The organism is Bradyrhizobium arachidis, from assembly GCF_024758505.1.
GTDB lineage: Bacteria > Pseudomonadota > Alphaproteobacteria > Rhizobiales > Xanthobacteraceae > Bradyrhizobium > Bradyrhizobium manausense_C.
This window is the reverse complement of the sequence record NZ_CP077970.1, coordinates 2,122,058-2,138,175: the sequence shown is the minus strand read 5'-3', so window position 1 is coordinate 2,138,175 and position 16,118 is coordinate 2,122,058. Positions and strand designations below refer to the sequence as shown.

At 63.6% G+C, this 16,118-nt stretch carries 16 protein-coding genes; 1 reads left to right on the top strand and 15 read right to left on the bottom strand.

The window, feature by feature from the left end; genetic code table 11:
* Window positions 1–167 precede the first annotated feature (167 nt).
* On the top strand, window positions 168–1,076 hold the full coding sequence (locus KUF59_RS09495) for an AraC family transcriptional regulator (RefSeq protein ID WP_249140981.1): 909 nt from the start codon (window positions 168–170) through the stop codon (window positions 1,074–1,076).
* A gap of 299 nt (window positions 1,077–1,375) precedes the next feature.
* On the opposite strand, the gene KUF59_RS09490 is transcribed toward KUF59_RS09495, so the two are convergent.
* From KUF59_RS09490 to KUF59_RS09420, 15 genes are all read right to left on the bottom strand, one after another.
* The gene (locus KUF59_RS09490; protein WP_249140990.1) at window positions 1,376–3,367 is read right to left on the bottom strand and encodes a methyl-accepting chemotaxis protein; all 1,992 of its coding nucleotides are present in this window, start codon (window positions 3,365–3,367) and stop codon (window positions 1,376–1,378) included.
* A 393-nt stretch (window positions 3,368–3,760) separates the two neighbouring features.
* Window positions 3,761–4,744 (bottom strand): dihydroxyacetone kinase subunit DhaK, encoded by a 984-nt coding sequence (gene dhaK, locus KUF59_RS09485; RefSeq protein ID WP_212462366.1) that lies wholly within the window; start codon window positions 4,742–4,744, stop codon window positions 3,761–3,763.
* 37 nt (window positions 4,745–4,781) lie between these two features.
* Window positions 4,782–5,204 (bottom strand): hypothetical protein, encoded by a 423-nt coding sequence (locus KUF59_RS09480; RefSeq protein WP_249140992.1) that lies wholly within the window; start codon window positions 5,202–5,204, stop codon window positions 4,782–4,784.
* Entirely contained in the window at window positions 5,197–6,816 is a 1,620-nt protein-coding gene (gene ptsP, locus KUF59_RS09475; RefSeq protein ID WP_212462367.1) for a phosphoenolpyruvate--protein phosphotransferase, read from the bottom strand. The genes KUF59_RS09480 and ptsP overlap by 8 nt, the downstream gene beginning before the upstream one ends.
* Before the next feature lies 1 nt (window position 6,817).
* Window positions 6,818–7,117, bottom strand: a complete 300-nt coding sequence (locus KUF59_RS09470) for an HPr family phosphocarrier protein (protein ID WP_249141001.1) — start codon at window positions 7,115–7,117, stop codon at window positions 6,818–6,820.
* Between the two features lie 31 nt (window positions 7,118–7,148).
* Window positions 7,149–7,541, bottom strand: coding sequence for a dihydroxyacetone kinase phosphoryl donor subunit DhaM (dhaM, locus tag KUF59_RS09465; RefSeq protein ID WP_212462369.1), 393 nt, complete (start codon window positions 7,539–7,541; stop codon window positions 7,149–7,151).
* Complete coding sequence (dhaL, locus tag KUF59_RS09460; RefSeq protein WP_212462370.1) at window positions 7,538–8,161, bottom strand: dihydroxyacetone kinase subunit DhaL; 624 nt, start codon at window positions 8,159–8,161, stop codon at window positions 7,538–7,540. The genes dhaM and dhaL overlap by 4 nt, the downstream gene beginning before the upstream one ends.
* A gap of 14 nt (window positions 8,162–8,175) precedes the next feature.
* Window positions 8,176–9,201 (bottom strand): ABC transporter ATP-binding protein, encoded by a 1,026-nt coding sequence (locus KUF59_RS09455; RefSeq protein ID WP_212462371.1) that lies wholly within the window; start codon window positions 9,199–9,201, stop codon window positions 8,176–8,178.
* The gene (locus KUF59_RS09450; RefSeq protein ID WP_212462372.1) at window positions 9,194–10,291 is read right to left on the bottom strand and encodes an ABC transporter ATP-binding protein; all 1,098 of its coding nucleotides are present in this window, start codon (window positions 10,289–10,291) and stop codon (window positions 9,194–9,196) included. The genes KUF59_RS09455 and KUF59_RS09450 overlap by 8 nt, the downstream gene beginning before the upstream one ends.
* 7 nt (window positions 10,292–10,298) lie before the next feature.
* Window positions 10,299–10,499, bottom strand: coding sequence for a hypothetical protein (locus KUF59_RS09445; protein ID WP_212462373.1), 201 nt, complete (start codon window positions 10,497–10,499; stop codon window positions 10,299–10,301).
* Window positions 10,496–11,458, bottom strand: a complete 963-nt coding sequence (locus tag KUF59_RS09440; RefSeq protein ID WP_212462374.1) for a carbohydrate ABC transporter permease — start codon at window positions 11,456–11,458, stop codon at window positions 10,496–10,498. The genes KUF59_RS09445 and KUF59_RS09440 overlap by 4 nt, the downstream gene beginning before the upstream one ends.
* The gene (locus KUF59_RS09435; RefSeq protein WP_212462375.1) at window positions 11,455–12,429 is read right to left on the bottom strand and encodes a carbohydrate ABC transporter permease; all 975 of its coding nucleotides are present in this window, start codon (window positions 12,427–12,429) and stop codon (window positions 11,455–11,457) included. Before KUF59_RS09435 ends, KUF59_RS09440 begins: the two co-directional genes overlap by 4 nt.
* A gap of 68 nt (window positions 12,430–12,497) precedes the next feature.
* Window positions 12,498–13,856, bottom strand: coding sequence for an ABC transporter substrate-binding protein (locus tag KUF59_RS09430; protein ID WP_212462376.1), 1,359 nt, complete (start codon window positions 13,854–13,856; stop codon window positions 12,498–12,500).
* A 671-nt stretch (window positions 13,857–14,527) separates the two neighbouring features.
* The gene (locus tag KUF59_RS09425) at window positions 14,528–14,788 is read right to left on the bottom strand and encodes a DUF3551 domain-containing protein (protein ID WP_212462377.1); all 261 of its coding nucleotides are present in this window, start codon (window positions 14,786–14,788) and stop codon (window positions 14,528–14,530) included.
* Between the two features lie 112 nt (window positions 14,789–14,900).
* The gene (locus KUF59_RS09420) at window positions 14,901–16,046 is read right to left on the bottom strand and encodes an SGNH/GDSL hydrolase family protein (RefSeq protein ID WP_212462378.1); all 1,146 of its coding nucleotides are present in this window, start codon (window positions 16,044–16,046) and stop codon (window positions 14,901–14,903) included.
* Between the last annotated feature and the right edge of the window lie 72 nt (window positions 16,047–16,118).

Below are 16,118 nucleotides of genomic sequence, written 5' to 3'. Positions count from 1 at the left end.
AATTGCGGAGGCGGGCGATTGTCCTGGGCTGCGGAACATTATTCCCGGCCTGCGGACATCGCGGGACTTGACGGCCGAAGGCCCTCAGCGAACAATGGGCACGGAAATTGCCTTTGAATCGTGCCTCGATGTTTTCAGCGGCGTGCTCCGCTCAAGAGGAGAGTGCGATGGGCCAGGTCCTCGGGCATTCGGCCGGTAAATATGTTACCGGAAAAATGCTGCAGACCTCCGGCGAACGACGTTGGTCAAACCTCCTGGCCGAGCGCTGGACGCACGCGGCCGGCGAACTGCCGCCGCTAACGCCGCGCGATACCGAGGTTGCCGTCCTCCTGAACGGACATAGCCTGGTCGATCGCATCGGCAGCGGCATGCGTCAGGTGACGCATGGCCAGCCGGGCACCGTCTGGCTCTGCCCGTCCGGCATCACCGAAGAGTTCATCAACGTCGCCGAGCCACTTCAGGACGTTCTGCACATCTTCCTCCCCGGCCGCCCGTTCGAGGAAACGATGCTGCGCGACCTCGATATTGACCCAGGGCGGGTGGAACTGCGCTACGAAGCAATTGCCCAGGACGCGTTTATCGGTCAGATCGCGAGCCAGATCCTTGGGGAGCTCAATCACGAAAGTTCGTGCGGGCGCCTTCTGACGGAGGCGCTCGGATTGGCGCTCTCCGCCCACCTCATCCACAAATACTCTGCCGCCGACATCCGCCAGCCGTCGGCGCGAAGCGCAGACAAGCCGCTGGACGCGCGCCGGCTGGCGCGTGTGGTGGAATTTGTCCGCAGCAACCTGGATGCCGAACTCACCGTCACCCAAATGGCGTCGGTCGCCTGCATGAGCGCAGCCCACTTCGCACGCAGCTTCCGGCTCGCCACGGGATCTCCGCCGCACGAGTTCGTCAGCCATCAGCGCCTCGCGCTGGCGAAGATGCGCCTGCTCAGCGAAGACAGCCAGATTGCCGAAATCGCCCTGGCCGCAGGTTTCTCGTCGCAAGCGAACTTCACCCGGGCCTTCCGCAAGGCGGTCGGCGTCACGCCAGCGCAATTTCGGGCGCAGAAGGCAGATCCGACCTCGTAGGATCGGCAGCAATTCGCGGCCACACCGACTTGCGCAGCGCGCCGTAGCCTTGCCGTTTGCTGGCGGTCGTTCCCCGCATGTCAAGACTCCCCAAGCGTGAACGCGACGCGTTAGTCTGAACAAATACAATTGTAGATTGTTAATGGGCGTTGGCCGCCGGCGATATCTTCGCGCTCCTGGTCTACAATCGCGAACTGACGCTCGCGGAGCGACAACAGGCGTCGGATTATCTTCGCAACAATTATGGGCCGCGCTGAGCGGTCCAACTTTGAAGACACGTTTCGCCTTGCGAGGCTCGTCTACACCGCCCTGACGGTGGCGAGGAAGCGATCGACCTCGGTCCTCAGACGGCCGCTCTCGGTCGACAGTGATTTCGCTGCCGACAGCACCATCGAGGACGCAAGGCCCGTTTCCGACGCCCCGCGCTGCACCTCGGTAATGCTGGAAGACACCTGCCGCGTGCCGTGCGAGGCTTGCTGCACATTGCCGGAGATCTCCTGCGTGGCGGCGCCCTGCTCCTCGACCGCGGCGGCGATGGTGGAGGACGTCTCCGACAATCTCTCGATCGTCTTCGAGATGTCCACAATGGCGGACACCGACGATTGCGTCGCAGCCTGAATCCCCGAGATCTGTTCGCTGATCTCGCAGGTCGCTTTCGCGGTCTGCTGCGCAAGCGCCTTCACCTCCGAGGCCACGACCGCGAAGCCGCGACCGGCTTCGCCCGCACGGGCCGCTTCGATGGTGGCATTGAGGGCCAGCAGATTGGTCTGGCCTGCGATCATGCTGATCAGATCGACGACGTCGCCAATGCGTGCGGCAGCCTTCGACAACTCGCTGACGCTTTCCGTCGTGGCCCGGGCCTGCGCGACGGCTTCGCTCGCCATCCGCGCCGATTGCTGGACCTGACGGCTGATCTCCTTGACCGAGCATGACAGCTCTTCGGTCGCCGAGGCCACCGACTGCACGTTGACGGACGCTTCCTCCGAGGCGGACGCCACCGACGTTGCCAGTTCCTGCGCCTGCTCCGCCGTGCCTGCCAGCGTGCCCGCGGATGCCTCGAGCTGGCCGGACGAGGTGGAGACAACGGTGACGATGGTCCCCACCGCACGCTCGAATTCGTCCGCGAGCTTCATCAGGGAGGCCCTCTTTTCTGCCTCAGTGCGCTGTCCGCTCGCCTTCTTCTCCTGCTCCAGGAGTTGGATGTGCTCCGCGTTCTCCTTGAAGACCTGCACGGTCGCGGCCATTTGGCCGATCTCGTCGCGGCGCAGAAGGGCCGGCACCGCGATCGTGTGGTCGCCCTCGGCGAGCCGCCGCATGGCGCGGCTGAGCGAGCGTACCGGCACCGTGATGCTGCGGGCGATCACCAACCCGACCAGCGCGGCAAAGGCGAGCGAGGCCAGCGACAGGATCAGCATCCACCTGCTGGCGCTGGTTGCGGCGTCGGCCACGGAGGCGCGGCTTAAGTCCTGCTCGGTGGCCACTGCCTGTTTGACCGCGATCGCTTCGGCCCGCATCTTCTCGCTGAGCCGGTCGATCGTGACCGCGAGCTCTTGCCGCTTGCCGAGCGCATTGGACAGACGGCCGAGATCCTCCAGGTAGCGCTTCAGGGCGCCGGCAAAATCGTCATAGCTGTCCTTGAGGTCGTCGTTGTCCTTTGCGTCGGACATGAATCTGGCGCCTGCTTCCGCGACCTTGGCGAGCTCTGCGCGCAAGGCTGGTTCATCCTTGCCGCTGGTTGCAAAGCGAATGGTCAGGGCGCGCGCCCCCAGATAGCGATCGAGCACGAGGGCGAAATCACCCTTCGCGCCGATCAGGTCCTTCAGGGCCTTGCGGATGTCACGGTCATCATAGTTGAGACCATCCTCCACCTCCTGACGCAATGTGACGCGCTCATAGAGCGTCAGCAGGCTGTCATCGACCTCCTTGTTCAGGGACCGGATCGTCTGGACGTGCTGCTGCTGGGCGGGCTCCGAGATTTGCGCTGTGAAGGCCTCGAGATGCTTGCTGACCGCGTCCGCGCGCTGCGTGACTTCGAACTTCTTCTCGGGCGATCCGGCGGTGACGAATTCCGCTGATGTCCGCTGGAGATCACCGACCAGCACCTGTAGGCGGCTCGCCTCCTCGACCACGCTGGCGGACGCCGCATAGCCATCGAACAGACCCGCGGTGTTTTTCACCTGAAGCCGGCCGTAACCCGCGATCATCGCGAGCAGAACAAGCAAGGTGCCAAAGCCCAGATAGATGCGCAGCGTGATCGAGCCGCCACCGAGCAGTGCAGAGAAACGCTTCATCGGCAAAATCCAATTTGAAATTTTTGCGCGCGGCGGGGATCTCACCGCGATGGCGATACGTTCAGTATGTGACGATTCACTAAAATATCGGTTAAAGGCCCGTCAGCAGGGCCGGCGCTGCTTAAGCTGAAATTTGCGAGATAATTCGCGATCTGGGAGGCAGGCACCCAGGAGTTCCGGATGTTTATTATTGTGTTTAGTATTTCGGCTTGTTCAGTGAATTCCCAATTTCCCTCACGACTGGCAGGAGACGACGTGGCAAAAAAAGATGCCGTGTCGAAGGGACACGGCAAGTTTCAGGGAGGGAAGACCGGGAGGATCCCGGCGCAAGAGTAAGCCGTCACGTGGTCCATGCGCGGCTGCGACGGAAGCCGCATCCGCGCGTGGCAGCGGTCACCATCTCAACGCCGCTGTGTGCACGGGACGGTCCCACAGCGCGGTCGTCTCGGCGTCGAGCAAACTCACCGTGAGCGAACAGCCGGCCATGTCCAGCGAGGTGACGTAGCTGCCGACCAGCGAGCGGGCGATGCGCAGGCCGCGGCCCTCCAGCATGCGGCGCGCCGCGTTGTACATCAGATAGAGCTCGATCGTGGGCGTGCCGCCAAAACCATTGACGAGCAGGAGCGCCTCGCTGCCGGCCCGCGCGTCGAGATCGCCGGCGATGGCCGCGATCATCTCGTGGGCGATTGCGTCGGCCTGCTCCAGCTTGACGCGGCGGCGTCCGGGCTCGCCGTGAATGCCGACGCCCATCTCCATCTCGTCCTCGCCGAGCTTGAAGGTGGGGGTACCAGCGGCGGGGACGGTGCAGCTCGTCAGCGCCACGCCCATCGAGCGCGTCCGAGCATTGACGCGCGTACCGAGCGCGACACAAGTCTCGAGGTCGGCGCCCTTCTCGGCGGCGGCGCCGACGATCTTCTCGACGATCAGGGTGCCGGCCACGCCGCGGCGCCCGATGCTGTGGGTCGAGTTCTCCACCGCGACGTCGTCGTCCGTCACGATGGTGGCAGTGCGGCCCTCGGCGATCTCGGCGGCCATCTCGAAATTCATGCGGTCGCCGGCATAGTTCTTGACGATGAAGAGGACGCCGGCATCGCCGGCGACCGCCTGGGCCGCCTCGACGATCTGATCCGGCGTCGGCGAGGTAAAGACCTGTCCCGGACAGGCCGCATCCAACATGCCATGGCCGACGAAGCCCGCATGCAGCGGCTCATGCCCGCTGCCGCCGCCCGATACCAGAGCGACCTTTTTCGGGTTCAGCTCGCGGCGCCGCACGAATTTGCGCCCCTCGCCGAGCGCGAGAATATCCGCATGCGCGGCCGCAAGCCCGTCCAGGCTCTCCGCGAGCACGCTATCGACCGAATTGATGAATTTCTTCATTGTCTCCTCCCCGCTACGCCCGTCTTCGGTCCTAAGGTTATTTCTCGCGCATGATGGCACTCAGCCGCCGCGCAAATTCCTGGAGCAGCGCATCGAGCTCGGCGTTGCGCTTGGCATCTCCGAGATCCGGCAGGTGCAGCGTCAGGGTCCGCTCATGCGCGCCTTCGGTCAGGCGCCCGATGCGGCGCGGATGCGCGCGCGCATAGGCGCGCAGGAATGCGGACTTGGCCTGCGGCGGAAAATGGCAGACGTCGAAGATCGTGTTGAGATGCTGCACCGGGATCGGCACCGGATAGGCCGGATTGCTGATCTGGCTGACGAAGCTGCGGTTCTTGCCCATGGCATGCGCCAGGCGCAGCCGCATGCCCGAGGGACGGCTCTCCAGCACCTCCTTGAAGATGCGCTTGTAGACCGCAACTGCGCCCGCTTCGGCCGGCTCATCCATCGCCGTGTCAGCCAAGCCCGCCTCCGCTGCTGAGACGGTCGATGGTCTGCTTGATCTGCGCGAGCGCGGAGGCATTGACCGACAGCTCCCGCAAGCCGCAGTTCAGCAAGGCGGGGAGACAGCGCGGGTCGCTTGCCATGTCGCCGCACAGGCTGACACTGACGCCGGCGCGGCGGCCGTGCTCGGCGGTGCGCGCGATCAGTTCGAGCACGGCCGGATGTAGGGGATCCATCAAGGGGGCGAGAGCTCCGTTGGAACGATCGCAGGCAAGGACATATTGCGCGAGATCGTTCGAGCCGATCGAGAAGAAGGCGGCCTTGAACGTCGCAATCGCCAGGGCCGCCGCGGGAACTTCGACCATGATTCCCAGCTCGGGGAGCATCGCGGCAACGCCCTCGGCCTGCAAGCGCTGCACGGTGTCGGCAAACAGCTTCCGTCCGGCCTCGAGCTCGTCCGCCGAGGTGACCATCGGAAACATGACCTTGAGGTTGCCTCGCACGGCGGCGCGCGCCAGCGCACGAAGCTGCACGGCAAAAATCTCGGGCCGGGCAAGGCAGAGCCGCAGGCCGCGAACCCCGAGGAAAGGATTGGCTTCGTCATCCCTCGTGAAGCCGGACACCGGCTTGTCGCCGCCGGCGTCAAACGTGCGAATGGTGACCGGGCGCCGGTCGGCCCAACGCAAGACCGCATCGTATGCCCCGAACTGCGCCTCCTCGTCGGGCAGACCGCCCCGGTCTGTCAGCAGGAATTCCGTGCGCATCAGGCCGATGCCGTCGGCATACTGCGCGTCCGCATGTGCGAGGTCGACGACGCTCTGGATGTTGATCAACAGCTTGATCCGCTCGCCGCGCCATGACGCCGTCGGCCGGCGCAGGATCGCGCGCGCTGACGCGCGGCTCTTGCGATGGCTTTCGCGCCGCGCTTCGAACAGGCGAAGCTGCTCGGCACTGGGATCCAGCTCAAGGGTTGCGCCTTCGCCGTCGAGCAGCGCGGTGGCACCGATTTCGGGAATTGTGCCGAGCTGCACAACCATGGGGATTCCCCTGGCCCGTGCCAGCATCGCGACATGGCTCGTGGGGCTGCCGCGCAACAGCGCCAGGCCGCCGCCGGCGGACCAGTCGATCTCCAGAAATCGCGAGGGCGGCAGATCGTCGGCGCAGACCACGGCGCCGCCCGGAATCCTGGGCGCCTGGCCCTCGCCGCCCTGCAAAATGTTGATGACGCGGTCGCGCAGGTCAGCAAGGTCGGAGGAGCGTGCCTTCAGATATTCGTCCTCAGCCGAATCGTAGTCCGCGATCTGCCCGTCGAGCGCTGAGCGCCACGCGACATCGGCAGCATCCCCATCGCCGATCGCGGCAAAAATCGCTTCGAGGAAATCCTCGTCATCGAGCAGCGCGACCTGGAATTCGAGAATTTGCGCGGCTTCGCCTCCGGCGATCGCGGCGAGATCGGCGATCTGCCGGCTTGCCACGTCAATCGCGTTGCGCAAGGCGAGCGCCTCTTCGACCAGCGTACCGGCCACCCGCGCGTCCTTGGTGTCGACATCGACACGGACGAAGGGGCCATGGACAAAACCGATCGAGGCGGTCCTGCCGCGGTAAGCCAGTCCTGCAGCGCCGACTTGCATGCTACGAGACCTCGTCCGGAAAATCGGTTGCGATCAGATTGACCAGCGCGGCAATTGCGGCCTCTGCGTCACTGCCGGACGCCTTGATCTCGATCGTGCTGCCGTGCGCCGCGCGCATCGCCATGATCTTGGCGACGCTCTTGGCATTGATCCACTCGGCGCCTGCGACCCGGACGGAAATCTGGGCCTGGAACCTCTTTGCAAGCTTGGTCAGCTTGACCGCCGGCCGCGCATGCATGCCCACAGCGTGCACCAACCGCACATTGCCGGTGAAGATCTGTCCGTCCGCTTTATCGAGCATGCTCATATTCCATCATCGCTTCGCCGACCTGTCAGTCGGCAGAGAGTTCCTCGGCCACGGCCCTGACCTGGGCCAGCGAGCTGCCGCCGGCCGCCTCGGTCGCCGCCATCACGGCGCCCTCGACGATCGGCGCGTTGCATACGACAACGAGATCGCGCCGCACAGGCTCCAGCATTTCGACCGCCATCTCGCTGTTGGTCTCGGCGCCGCCAAGATCGACCAAAATCGCAACACCCTTGGCGGACCAGGCGTCGTTGATGGCGTCGATGATCGAGGGCACGCTGGTACCCAACCCGCCGTCCGGATTGCCGCCGCAAAACGCCACCTTCACCTCGCTGCCGACCATCTGCCGCACCATGTCGGCGGTGCCTTTCGCGATGTCCTTCGAGTGCGAGACGATCACGATGCCCACAGTGTCATTCATTGCTGTTCCTCCAGCCTCGCGCAGACCGCCTGCACGAGAACGCAGCTCGATCGCGCGCCGGGATCGACGTGCCCGACGCTGCGCGGTCCGAGAAACGACGCCCGGCCCTTGGTCGCCTGCATCGGCGCGGTGCGCGCGACCGCCTCAGTTGCGGTGATGCGCACCCGCTCGATCAAATCCGGCTGGCCGGCCGCCGTCTTCAGCGTCTCCAGCACGGGAACGAGCACGTCGAGCATCGTCTTCTCGCCGGCCTGCGAGCGGCCGCGCGCGCTGACCGCGTTGACGCCGCTGCCGAACACGTCGGCGAGGTCGTCGGGCAGATGCTTGTCGTGCGAGAGTGCCTCCCCCGCCGCCAGGAAGAAGCTGCCGTAAAGCGGCCCGGAGGCTCCGCCGACCGTCATCACTAGCGTCTTGCCGATCGTCTTCAGCGCCTCGTCGAGCGGCTGCGCCGAGATCGTATCGAGCTTGCCAAGCACGGCCTCGAAACCGCGCTTCATGTTGATGCCGTGATCGCCGTCGCCGATCGCCTGATCGAGGCTCGTGAGCTCCGGCGCGCAGGAGATGACCTGCTCGGCGGCCACCTTCACCAGCGACTTGAACGTCTCGGGTTGCAGAGACATCGCGTTTGATCCTCTTAATGAGCCATCGCGGGAAGGCGTTGCCCCGCGCGGTCGAAACAGAGCGGATTCTGAAGGTGCAATTCGACCTCCTGGCCGGCGTGAAGCGGCTGATGCGGATCCGCGAGCGTCACCAGCATCTTACCCTTATAGTCCAGGTGAACGTGATTCTGCTCGCCGAGGTGCTCGACGCGGTGGATGCGGCCGATCATCCCTCCCCCATTGCGCGCGGCGAGGCGCAGGTGCTCGGTGCGGATGCCGACCGTCTCCGTTCCCGGCGGCACCGGCACGTCCGACAAGAGGCCCGCGGACAGGAAGTTGATCTGCGGCGTGCCGAGGCGCGAGGCGACGTAGCTATCGGCCGGACTTTCGTAGATCTCACGGGGCGTGCCGAGTTGCAGGAGCCGACCGTCCCTGATCACGCCGATTCGCGACGCCATCGTCATGGCTTCGACCTGGTCGTGGGTGACGTAGAGAATGGTGGAGCCAAGCTCGAGCTGGATGCGCTTGAGCTCGAGCCGGAGTTCGGCGCGCAGTTTAGCATCGAGCGAGGAGAGCGGCTCGTCCATCAGATAGATCGAGGGATCGCGGACCAGCGCGCGGCCGATGGCGACGCGCTGCATCTCGCCGCCGGACAGGCGGGTCGCGCGGTTGTTCAGCTTGCTGGCGATGTGCAAGAGGTCCGCAGTCTGCTCGACGCGCTTGCGGATGATCGGCTCCGGCACGCGCCGAGCCGGCGAGCGCAACGGGAACGCCAGATTGTCGTAGACCGAGAGATGCGGATACAGCGAATATTGCTGGAACACGAAGGCGATGTCGCGCGATCCCGGCGGATCCTGGGTGACGTCGCGGCCGTCTATCATGACCGAGCCGGCGTCGGGCTTTTCCAACCCGGTGATCAGCCGCAGTGTCGTGGTCTTGCCGGCGCCGCTCGGCCCGAGCAGGACGAGGAACTCGCCGTCGTTGATCGTGAGCGACAGCTCGCGCACGGCCTCCGTCGCGCCGAAGCGCTTGCTGATATTGCGTAAGGCGACGTCAGCCATGGCGCGCATTCCCCTCATTGGCGGTCCGGATCGCCAGCCCGCTGCCGACATCGAACAACGAGACCCGCTCGGCGCGAAATTCGAGCCCCACCCGCTCGCCGATCCGCACCGACGCGCTGGAGGGCAGCCGCGCCGCGAGGCGGCCATGCGCCGTGTCGACGGTGACGATCTGCGTGGTGCCGAGATATTCGGCGCCGAACACCTCGCCGCGCACGGCTGCTGTATCGGCAAAGCGGATATGCTCCGGGCGAATTCCGAACGCCAGCGGCGCACTCGCGCGATCCTCACGGATTTCCGGTACCGCGATCCGCGCGTCATGAAAGTCGATCGTGCGATCGCCGGACTTGAGACCACCCTCGAAGCGCAAAAAGTTCATCGGCGGCGAGCCGATGAAGTCAGCGACGAACATGCTCGCGGGACGGTCGTAGATCTCCTGCGGCGAGCCGATCTGCTCGACACGGCCCTTGTTCATGACCGCGATCTGATCGGCCATCGACATCGCCTCGAGCTGGTCGTGCGTCACATAGACCGTGGTGGCGCCGATGCGATCGTGCAGGTCGCGCAGCTCGCCGCACATCAGATGGCGAAACTCGGCATCGAGCGCGCCCAAGGGCTCATCCATCAGAAACGCTTTTGGCCGCCGCACCATGGCACGGCCGAGCGCGACGCGCTGGCGGTCGCCGCCCGAAAGCTTTGATGTCTTGCTCGACAAGAGATGCTCGATCCGCAGGAGCTTTGCGGTCTCCTGTACGAGCTGGCGGATTTCGGAGCGGCCCATGCCCTGGCACTTCAGGGGAAAGCCGATGTTTTCGGCGACGTTCATGTGCGGATAGAGAGCAAAGAGCTGAAACACGAAGGCGATGTCGCGGGCGGCAGCGCGGCGGAAAGTGACGTCCTCGCCGTCGAGCAGGATTTTTCCTTCGGTCGGCAGCTCGAGGCCGGCGATCATGCGCAAGGTGGTGGTCTTGCCGCAGCCGGATGGCCCGAGCATCGCAAAGAAGGTGCCGTCGTCGATGGTGAAGTTCGAGCCGTGCACGGCCGTGAACTGATCGAACGACTTTTGCAGGTTCTCGACGCGGATCTGTGCCATGACCGCCCTACTCCGGAAAATGGCTGACGATGACGTAGCCGACCGTGCCGGCGAGGATCGTCACGAAGGAATAACTGTAGAGATCGATCGAGACGGGCTGCACCAGCATGATGATGCCGCCGCCGATCAGGGTCATCGCACCGGCCTCCCAGGGTCCGCGACGGAACCAGCGGGAGATGCCATGCTTTGCAATTGCTGACGTGCTCATTTGCGCACCGCTCCGAAGGTGATGCCGCGCAACAGATGCTTGCGCAACAGCACGGTGAACAGGACGATCGGGACGACGAACAGCGTGGTCGCAGCTGCAACGGCCGGCCAATCCTGCCCGCCTTCGCCGATGATGAAGGGGATGAAGGGCGGCATGGTCTGCGCTTCACCGCTAGTCAGCAGGACCGCGAACGCATATTCGTTCCACGAGAAGATCAGGCAGAAGATCGCGGTCGCAGCGATCCCCGTGACGGCCTGCGGCAATACCACCTTGCGCAGGGCCTGGAGCCGCGTATAGCCGTCGACCAGCGCCGCCTCCTCATACTCGCGCGGGATCTCGTCGATAAAGCCCTTGAGCAGCCAGACCGCGAGCGAGACGTTGACGGCGGTGTAGAGCAGGATCATGCCGAGCCTGGTGTCGGTCAGGTTGAGCTGCCGGTACATCAGATAGATCGGGATCGCGACCGCGACCGGCGGCATCATGCGCGTCGAGAGGATGAAGAAAAGGAGATCGTCGGCCAAGGGAATGCGGAAGCGCGAGAAGGCGTAGGCAGCCAGCGTGCCGAGGAAGACGGCGAGGAACGTCGAGCCGAAACCGATGATCAGCGAGTTGACGAAGCGCGGCACCACCTTCGACGGACCGGCGATGACCATGTCGCGCTCGCGCACCAGCTTGTCGTACCAGGTCTCCGGCGGCGGCAGCTTTGCGATGAAGTCCGGTGTCTGGCGGGTACGCACCGTGAACAGGTTCACATACCCTTCGAGCGTCGGCTCAAAGATCACCTTTGGCGGATAGGCAATGGCGTCACTCTGCGACTTGAAGGCGGTGGCGACAATCCAGAGCAGCGGCAGGATCGTGATCACGGCGTAGAGGATGACGAGAGCGCTGGCGACCGCCTTCGAACGCGGCGAGGCTTCGACGATGGAGTGCGCGGTGGATTTGGCGACGGCTGATGTCATCGTTGCTTCACCTTGTTGAGCGCTTTGACGTAGATGTTGGCCGCCCCGAACACGGTCACGAACAAAATGATGGCGAGCGCGCTGGAATAGCCGGTGCGCCATTTCTCGAACGCGGCGCGCTTGAGCGTGATCGACACCAGCTCGGTGGTCGACCCCGGCCCACCTGACGTCAGCAGATTGACCATGTCGAACATCTTGAAATTCTCGATGGCGCGGAACAGCACCGCAAGCATCAGGAAGGGCACCGCCATCGGCAGCGTGATCGACCAGAATTGCCGCCAAGCCGAGGCGCGATCGACTTCAGCGGCCTCGTAGATGTAGTCGGGAATGGAGCGCAGCCCGGCGAGGCAGATCAGCATGACGTAGGGCGCCCACATCCAGGTATCGACCAGCACGATGGTCCAGGGCGCGAGCGCGACCTGCCCGGTCATGCTGAACGAGCTCGGCGGCACGCCGGTGAACAGGCTGATCAGATAGTTGAACGGGCCGATCTGCGGCTGGAGCAGCAGCGTCCAGAAGTTGCCGACCACCGCCGGCGACAGCATCATCGGCAGCAGGATGATCGTAGTCCAGAAGCTGTGACCGCGGAACTGGCGGTTGATCAGGAGCGCGAGGCCAAAGCCGATGATGACCTGGAGCGTCACCGACGAGATCACGAACTGCGCCGTGGTCTGCAGCCGGAACCAGACGTCCTCGTCGCTGAGGATGTCGGTGAAATTGTCCAGCCCGACGAACCGCAGCGGCAGATAGGACATGCTGAGGTTGAGGCTGGTGAAGGACAGCCGGATCATCCAGATCAGCGGGAAGATGTTAATGGCGAGCAGCAGCGCGATGGTCGGCGCGACGAACAGCCATGCGATGGTCCGGTCCGACAAGCCGCGGACGCGGCGCGTGGCGCGAGATCTCGTGGGCTCGCTCATGCCGGCGATCGTAGCATCATCGGGTTGAGAGATGGTGGTCATCTTGTCCATCGGCTTGCTGGGGCGGTCTCCCCGAGGCGAGCCCGGGGAAACCAGTTCGGTTGATGAAGTTCGAGTGTTTACTGCGAGGCGACCTGCTTGCCCTGCTCCTTGAAGACCTTGGTCCAGTCCTTGACCAGGAGGTCGAGCGCCTGCTGCGACGTGCCCTTGTCGGCCACGACGTAGTCATGCACACGCTTCTGCATGTCGAGCAGCAGTTGCGCGTAGGACGGCTCGGCCCAGAAGTCCTTGACGATGCCCATCGACTCCAGGAATTGCGGGGCAAACGCCGCGCTCTTCGGGAAGTCGGGCGCATCGACCACCGCCTTCAGCGCCGAGTAGCCGCCGAGCTGCCACCATTTCTGCTGCACGGCGGGCTGCGCGAACCATTTGATGTAGGCGAGCGCGTCGTCCTTGCGCTCGGAGGTCGCAACGACCGAGATGCCCTGCCCGCCGAGCTGGGTGAAGTGTCCGTTCGGGCCGGCCGGATTGACGAAGAAGCCGATCTTGTCGCCGCCGACATTCGGGTCCTTGTAGAGGCCGGGGAAGAAGGCGAACCAGTTCATCTGCATCGCCACCTGGCCGGACTTGAAGGCGTCGAGCCCTTCCTGCATGTAGGCATTGGTCATGCCCGGAGCCGTGCAGCACTTGTAGAGCTCCTTGTAGAACTCGAGCCCCTTGGCTGCGTCGGCCGAGTTGACGACGCCCTGCATCTGGTACGGCTTCTTCGGATTGTCGTAGCTGAAGCCGTAATTGTAGAGCACGTTGGTCACGCCCATGGTGATGCCTTCGGAGCCGCGCTCGGTGAAGATGTAGGCGCCGTAGACTTTCTTGCCATCGATTTCGCGGCCCTGGAAAAATTCCGCGACCTGCTTCAGCTCGTCATAGGTTTTCGGCGGCGCCAGGTCGCGGCCGTACTTGGCCTTGAAGGCCGACTGGATTTCGGGCCGCGAGAACCAGTCCTTGCGATAGGTCCAGCCCACCGCATCGGCCATCGCCGGCAGCGCCCAGTAGTTCGGCGATCCCTTCGGCCACTGCGAGTAGCCGACGACCGTCGCCGGGACGAAATCGTCCATCGAGATCTTCTCCTTGGCGAAGAAGTCGTTCAGCTTGACGTACCATTTGTTCTCGGCGGCGCCGCCGATCCACTGGCTGTCGCCGATGATGAGGTCGCAGAGCTTGCCGTGGGAGTTGAGCTCGTTGAGGAAGCGATCGGCATAGCTCGTCCAGGGGACGAACTCGTATTTCATCTCGATGCCGGATTGCTTGGTGAAGTCCTTGCCCAGTTCGACCAGGGCATTGGCCGGGTCCCATGCCGCCCAGCACAGCGTGAGCTGCTTGCTCTGGGCTGCCGCCTGTCCGCCACCGAATAGTCCCAGCAGCGCAGCCCCGAGGACCGCCGACGCCGCCGAGCCGTTCAACCATTTGAATCTTCGCATATCTGTTTCCTCTCTCGTTGAGACACCTGACCCGCAGGCGCGCGCCCATTTTTTTGGAGCGACGCCAAGACCCTGAAACCGAGTTCGAGGAGCGATGGGTGGAGAACGAGACAGACCGGCGCCGGGAAAGCTGATCCCCGGACGGGTTTTGGGCTCCTCCCACACATCGGCTCGATGCGTGATGTTTAGTTTTCTTGTAGTACTAAACGTATTACTGAATTTTGGGGATCGTCAAGCGGGATTTTCGGTGGCCGCGCAAAGATTCTTTAGGCTGCGTACGCGCTGCTATTCTTGTGCATCGCACATCTGGCGAGCGCGGCGGCCAGTACACGAGCAGCGGCATCAACCGCCAACCGTATGTTTATTAATTCGATTTACTGAACGTTTAGGGGGGGGCCAATTGAGCAATCGGCAGCGGCCGGTGCCATCCGGGTCGCAGCATCGCAGGATTCAACAGGATGGCGGATGACCTGTGAAAGCGACGTCGTCCGCAGGTGGAATCGCGACGCATCGACGGGGATGTGCGGCCGATCTCGAGCTGATCTGTCGCCACCGTTACGAGATGTTCAAGGCCTCGGGCTGCACCGACGCGATCATGCAGCGCTCGAGGGTTTCGGGCTGAGCAGTTTTGCTGCTCAACCCGCGACATCGCACACAATCGCCCGCGCGAATCAGCGGACCTGCTGCTTGCTCCTGCCCTGAGGCACAGCCTGCTGCTGGAACTTCAGGCGCCGGTTGATATCGCAATAGACATTCGATCGGCCGGAGGCCGATGCCAGGCATTGCTCCCTGGTCGAGTACATGCAGTCGCCGGCGGCGCCGAGCTGTCCGCCATAGACGCACCAGGGGTAATCAATCTCCGCCCTTGCAGCGGACGCGGCTCCCAGAAGGATCAGTACCGCCAGCAGTGTCGTTCGCAGTGTCGTTCGCATTGTCGTGCTCCATTCATGTCGACCCCGGAAGGTGAATACCCCGACATCAAGCCGGGATAAATGACGGTCAGGCTCTTGGTTCCCTGTCAGGCCGTCGCACGCGACGGCCGGTTCAATCGTGCGGCTTGATCATCTCCGATGCCATGAAAGCGGCGACCGCGCTCGAGTATTCCTCCAGGCCCTCGAAGCTGAAGTGCATGTCACCCGGCCAATAATACTCCTCCGGCTTGCCGCCGAACCGCTGCTTCAGTGTCGCAGTCGCATTGAAGAACAGAAAGCCGTTGTCGGCGCACATCGCGCGCACCGTGGAGGAGACGAGATCGTTCCAGACGCGGCCGTCGGCATCCGGTTGCAGATTCTCGAGATGCGGATGGAAGATGAACAACACCCGGCTGCCGTCGCCGGTGTAGCCCTTCAATATGTCGGCCAGTTCCTGAAGGTTGTGCCGGAACGTCGCAAGCGGCACTGCGTATTTCTGCTCGAGATTCGTACCTTGGTCGCTCGAATAGCCGAACAAGGCGAGATCGTCGTCCGACCGGTATTTTTTGGTCACCGCGGGCATGTGGACAAGCGACAGCCACGCCTTCGCCGCAAACCGCTGGAGATACAGCGGATGCGCACGCGCCTCCATCAGGCCGACACTGCATGCGTGTCCGATCGGCGAGGCCTTGACGCCGACATTCTGGCCGCGCTCGTTGCGGACGATCAGTTTGCGATAGCGCGCGAAGTCGTCATAGAGGTCGGTCTCGTCGACATCGACCACGATATAGTCGGGGCGCACGATCGGCAGCAGCTTCTTGGCCTGCGGGATGAAGATGGACGGCGAATAGGACGTGTAGCCGGCGTTGTGGGTCTTCAGGCAGATGTCGCGCTCCTTCCGGAAATATTTTGCGACCTGGTAGGGCAGCGTGTTCTCGTCGTCATAGCCCTCCATGAAGGAATCGCCCATGAACAGGACCGACATAGGTTTGCGGCACCCGGCCAGCAACGCCTTGTCGTCGATGACCCTGATGCCATTCGCATCAAATTGTCTGTCATAGCTGAAGCCGGTGAGATCGCCGTAGACGCACAGGTTCTGCTTTTCCGGTGCCGGCTTGTGATTGAGGACGTCGGATTCCCAATTGAGACTCACGCTCTCCATTTCGAGATCGTCGAGCGGACCGAAATATTGCTGGAGCCGCAGGCCGACCTCGAAGATCACGCCCCAGGTCGCGAGCAGCAGCGCGCCCTGTCCGAGACGCCGACCCCATCGCTTCATGAAAAATCTCCGAAACGAACTCCAAACGGCTCAATGGAATTTAAGGGCAACGTACAAGAGAATCATACCATC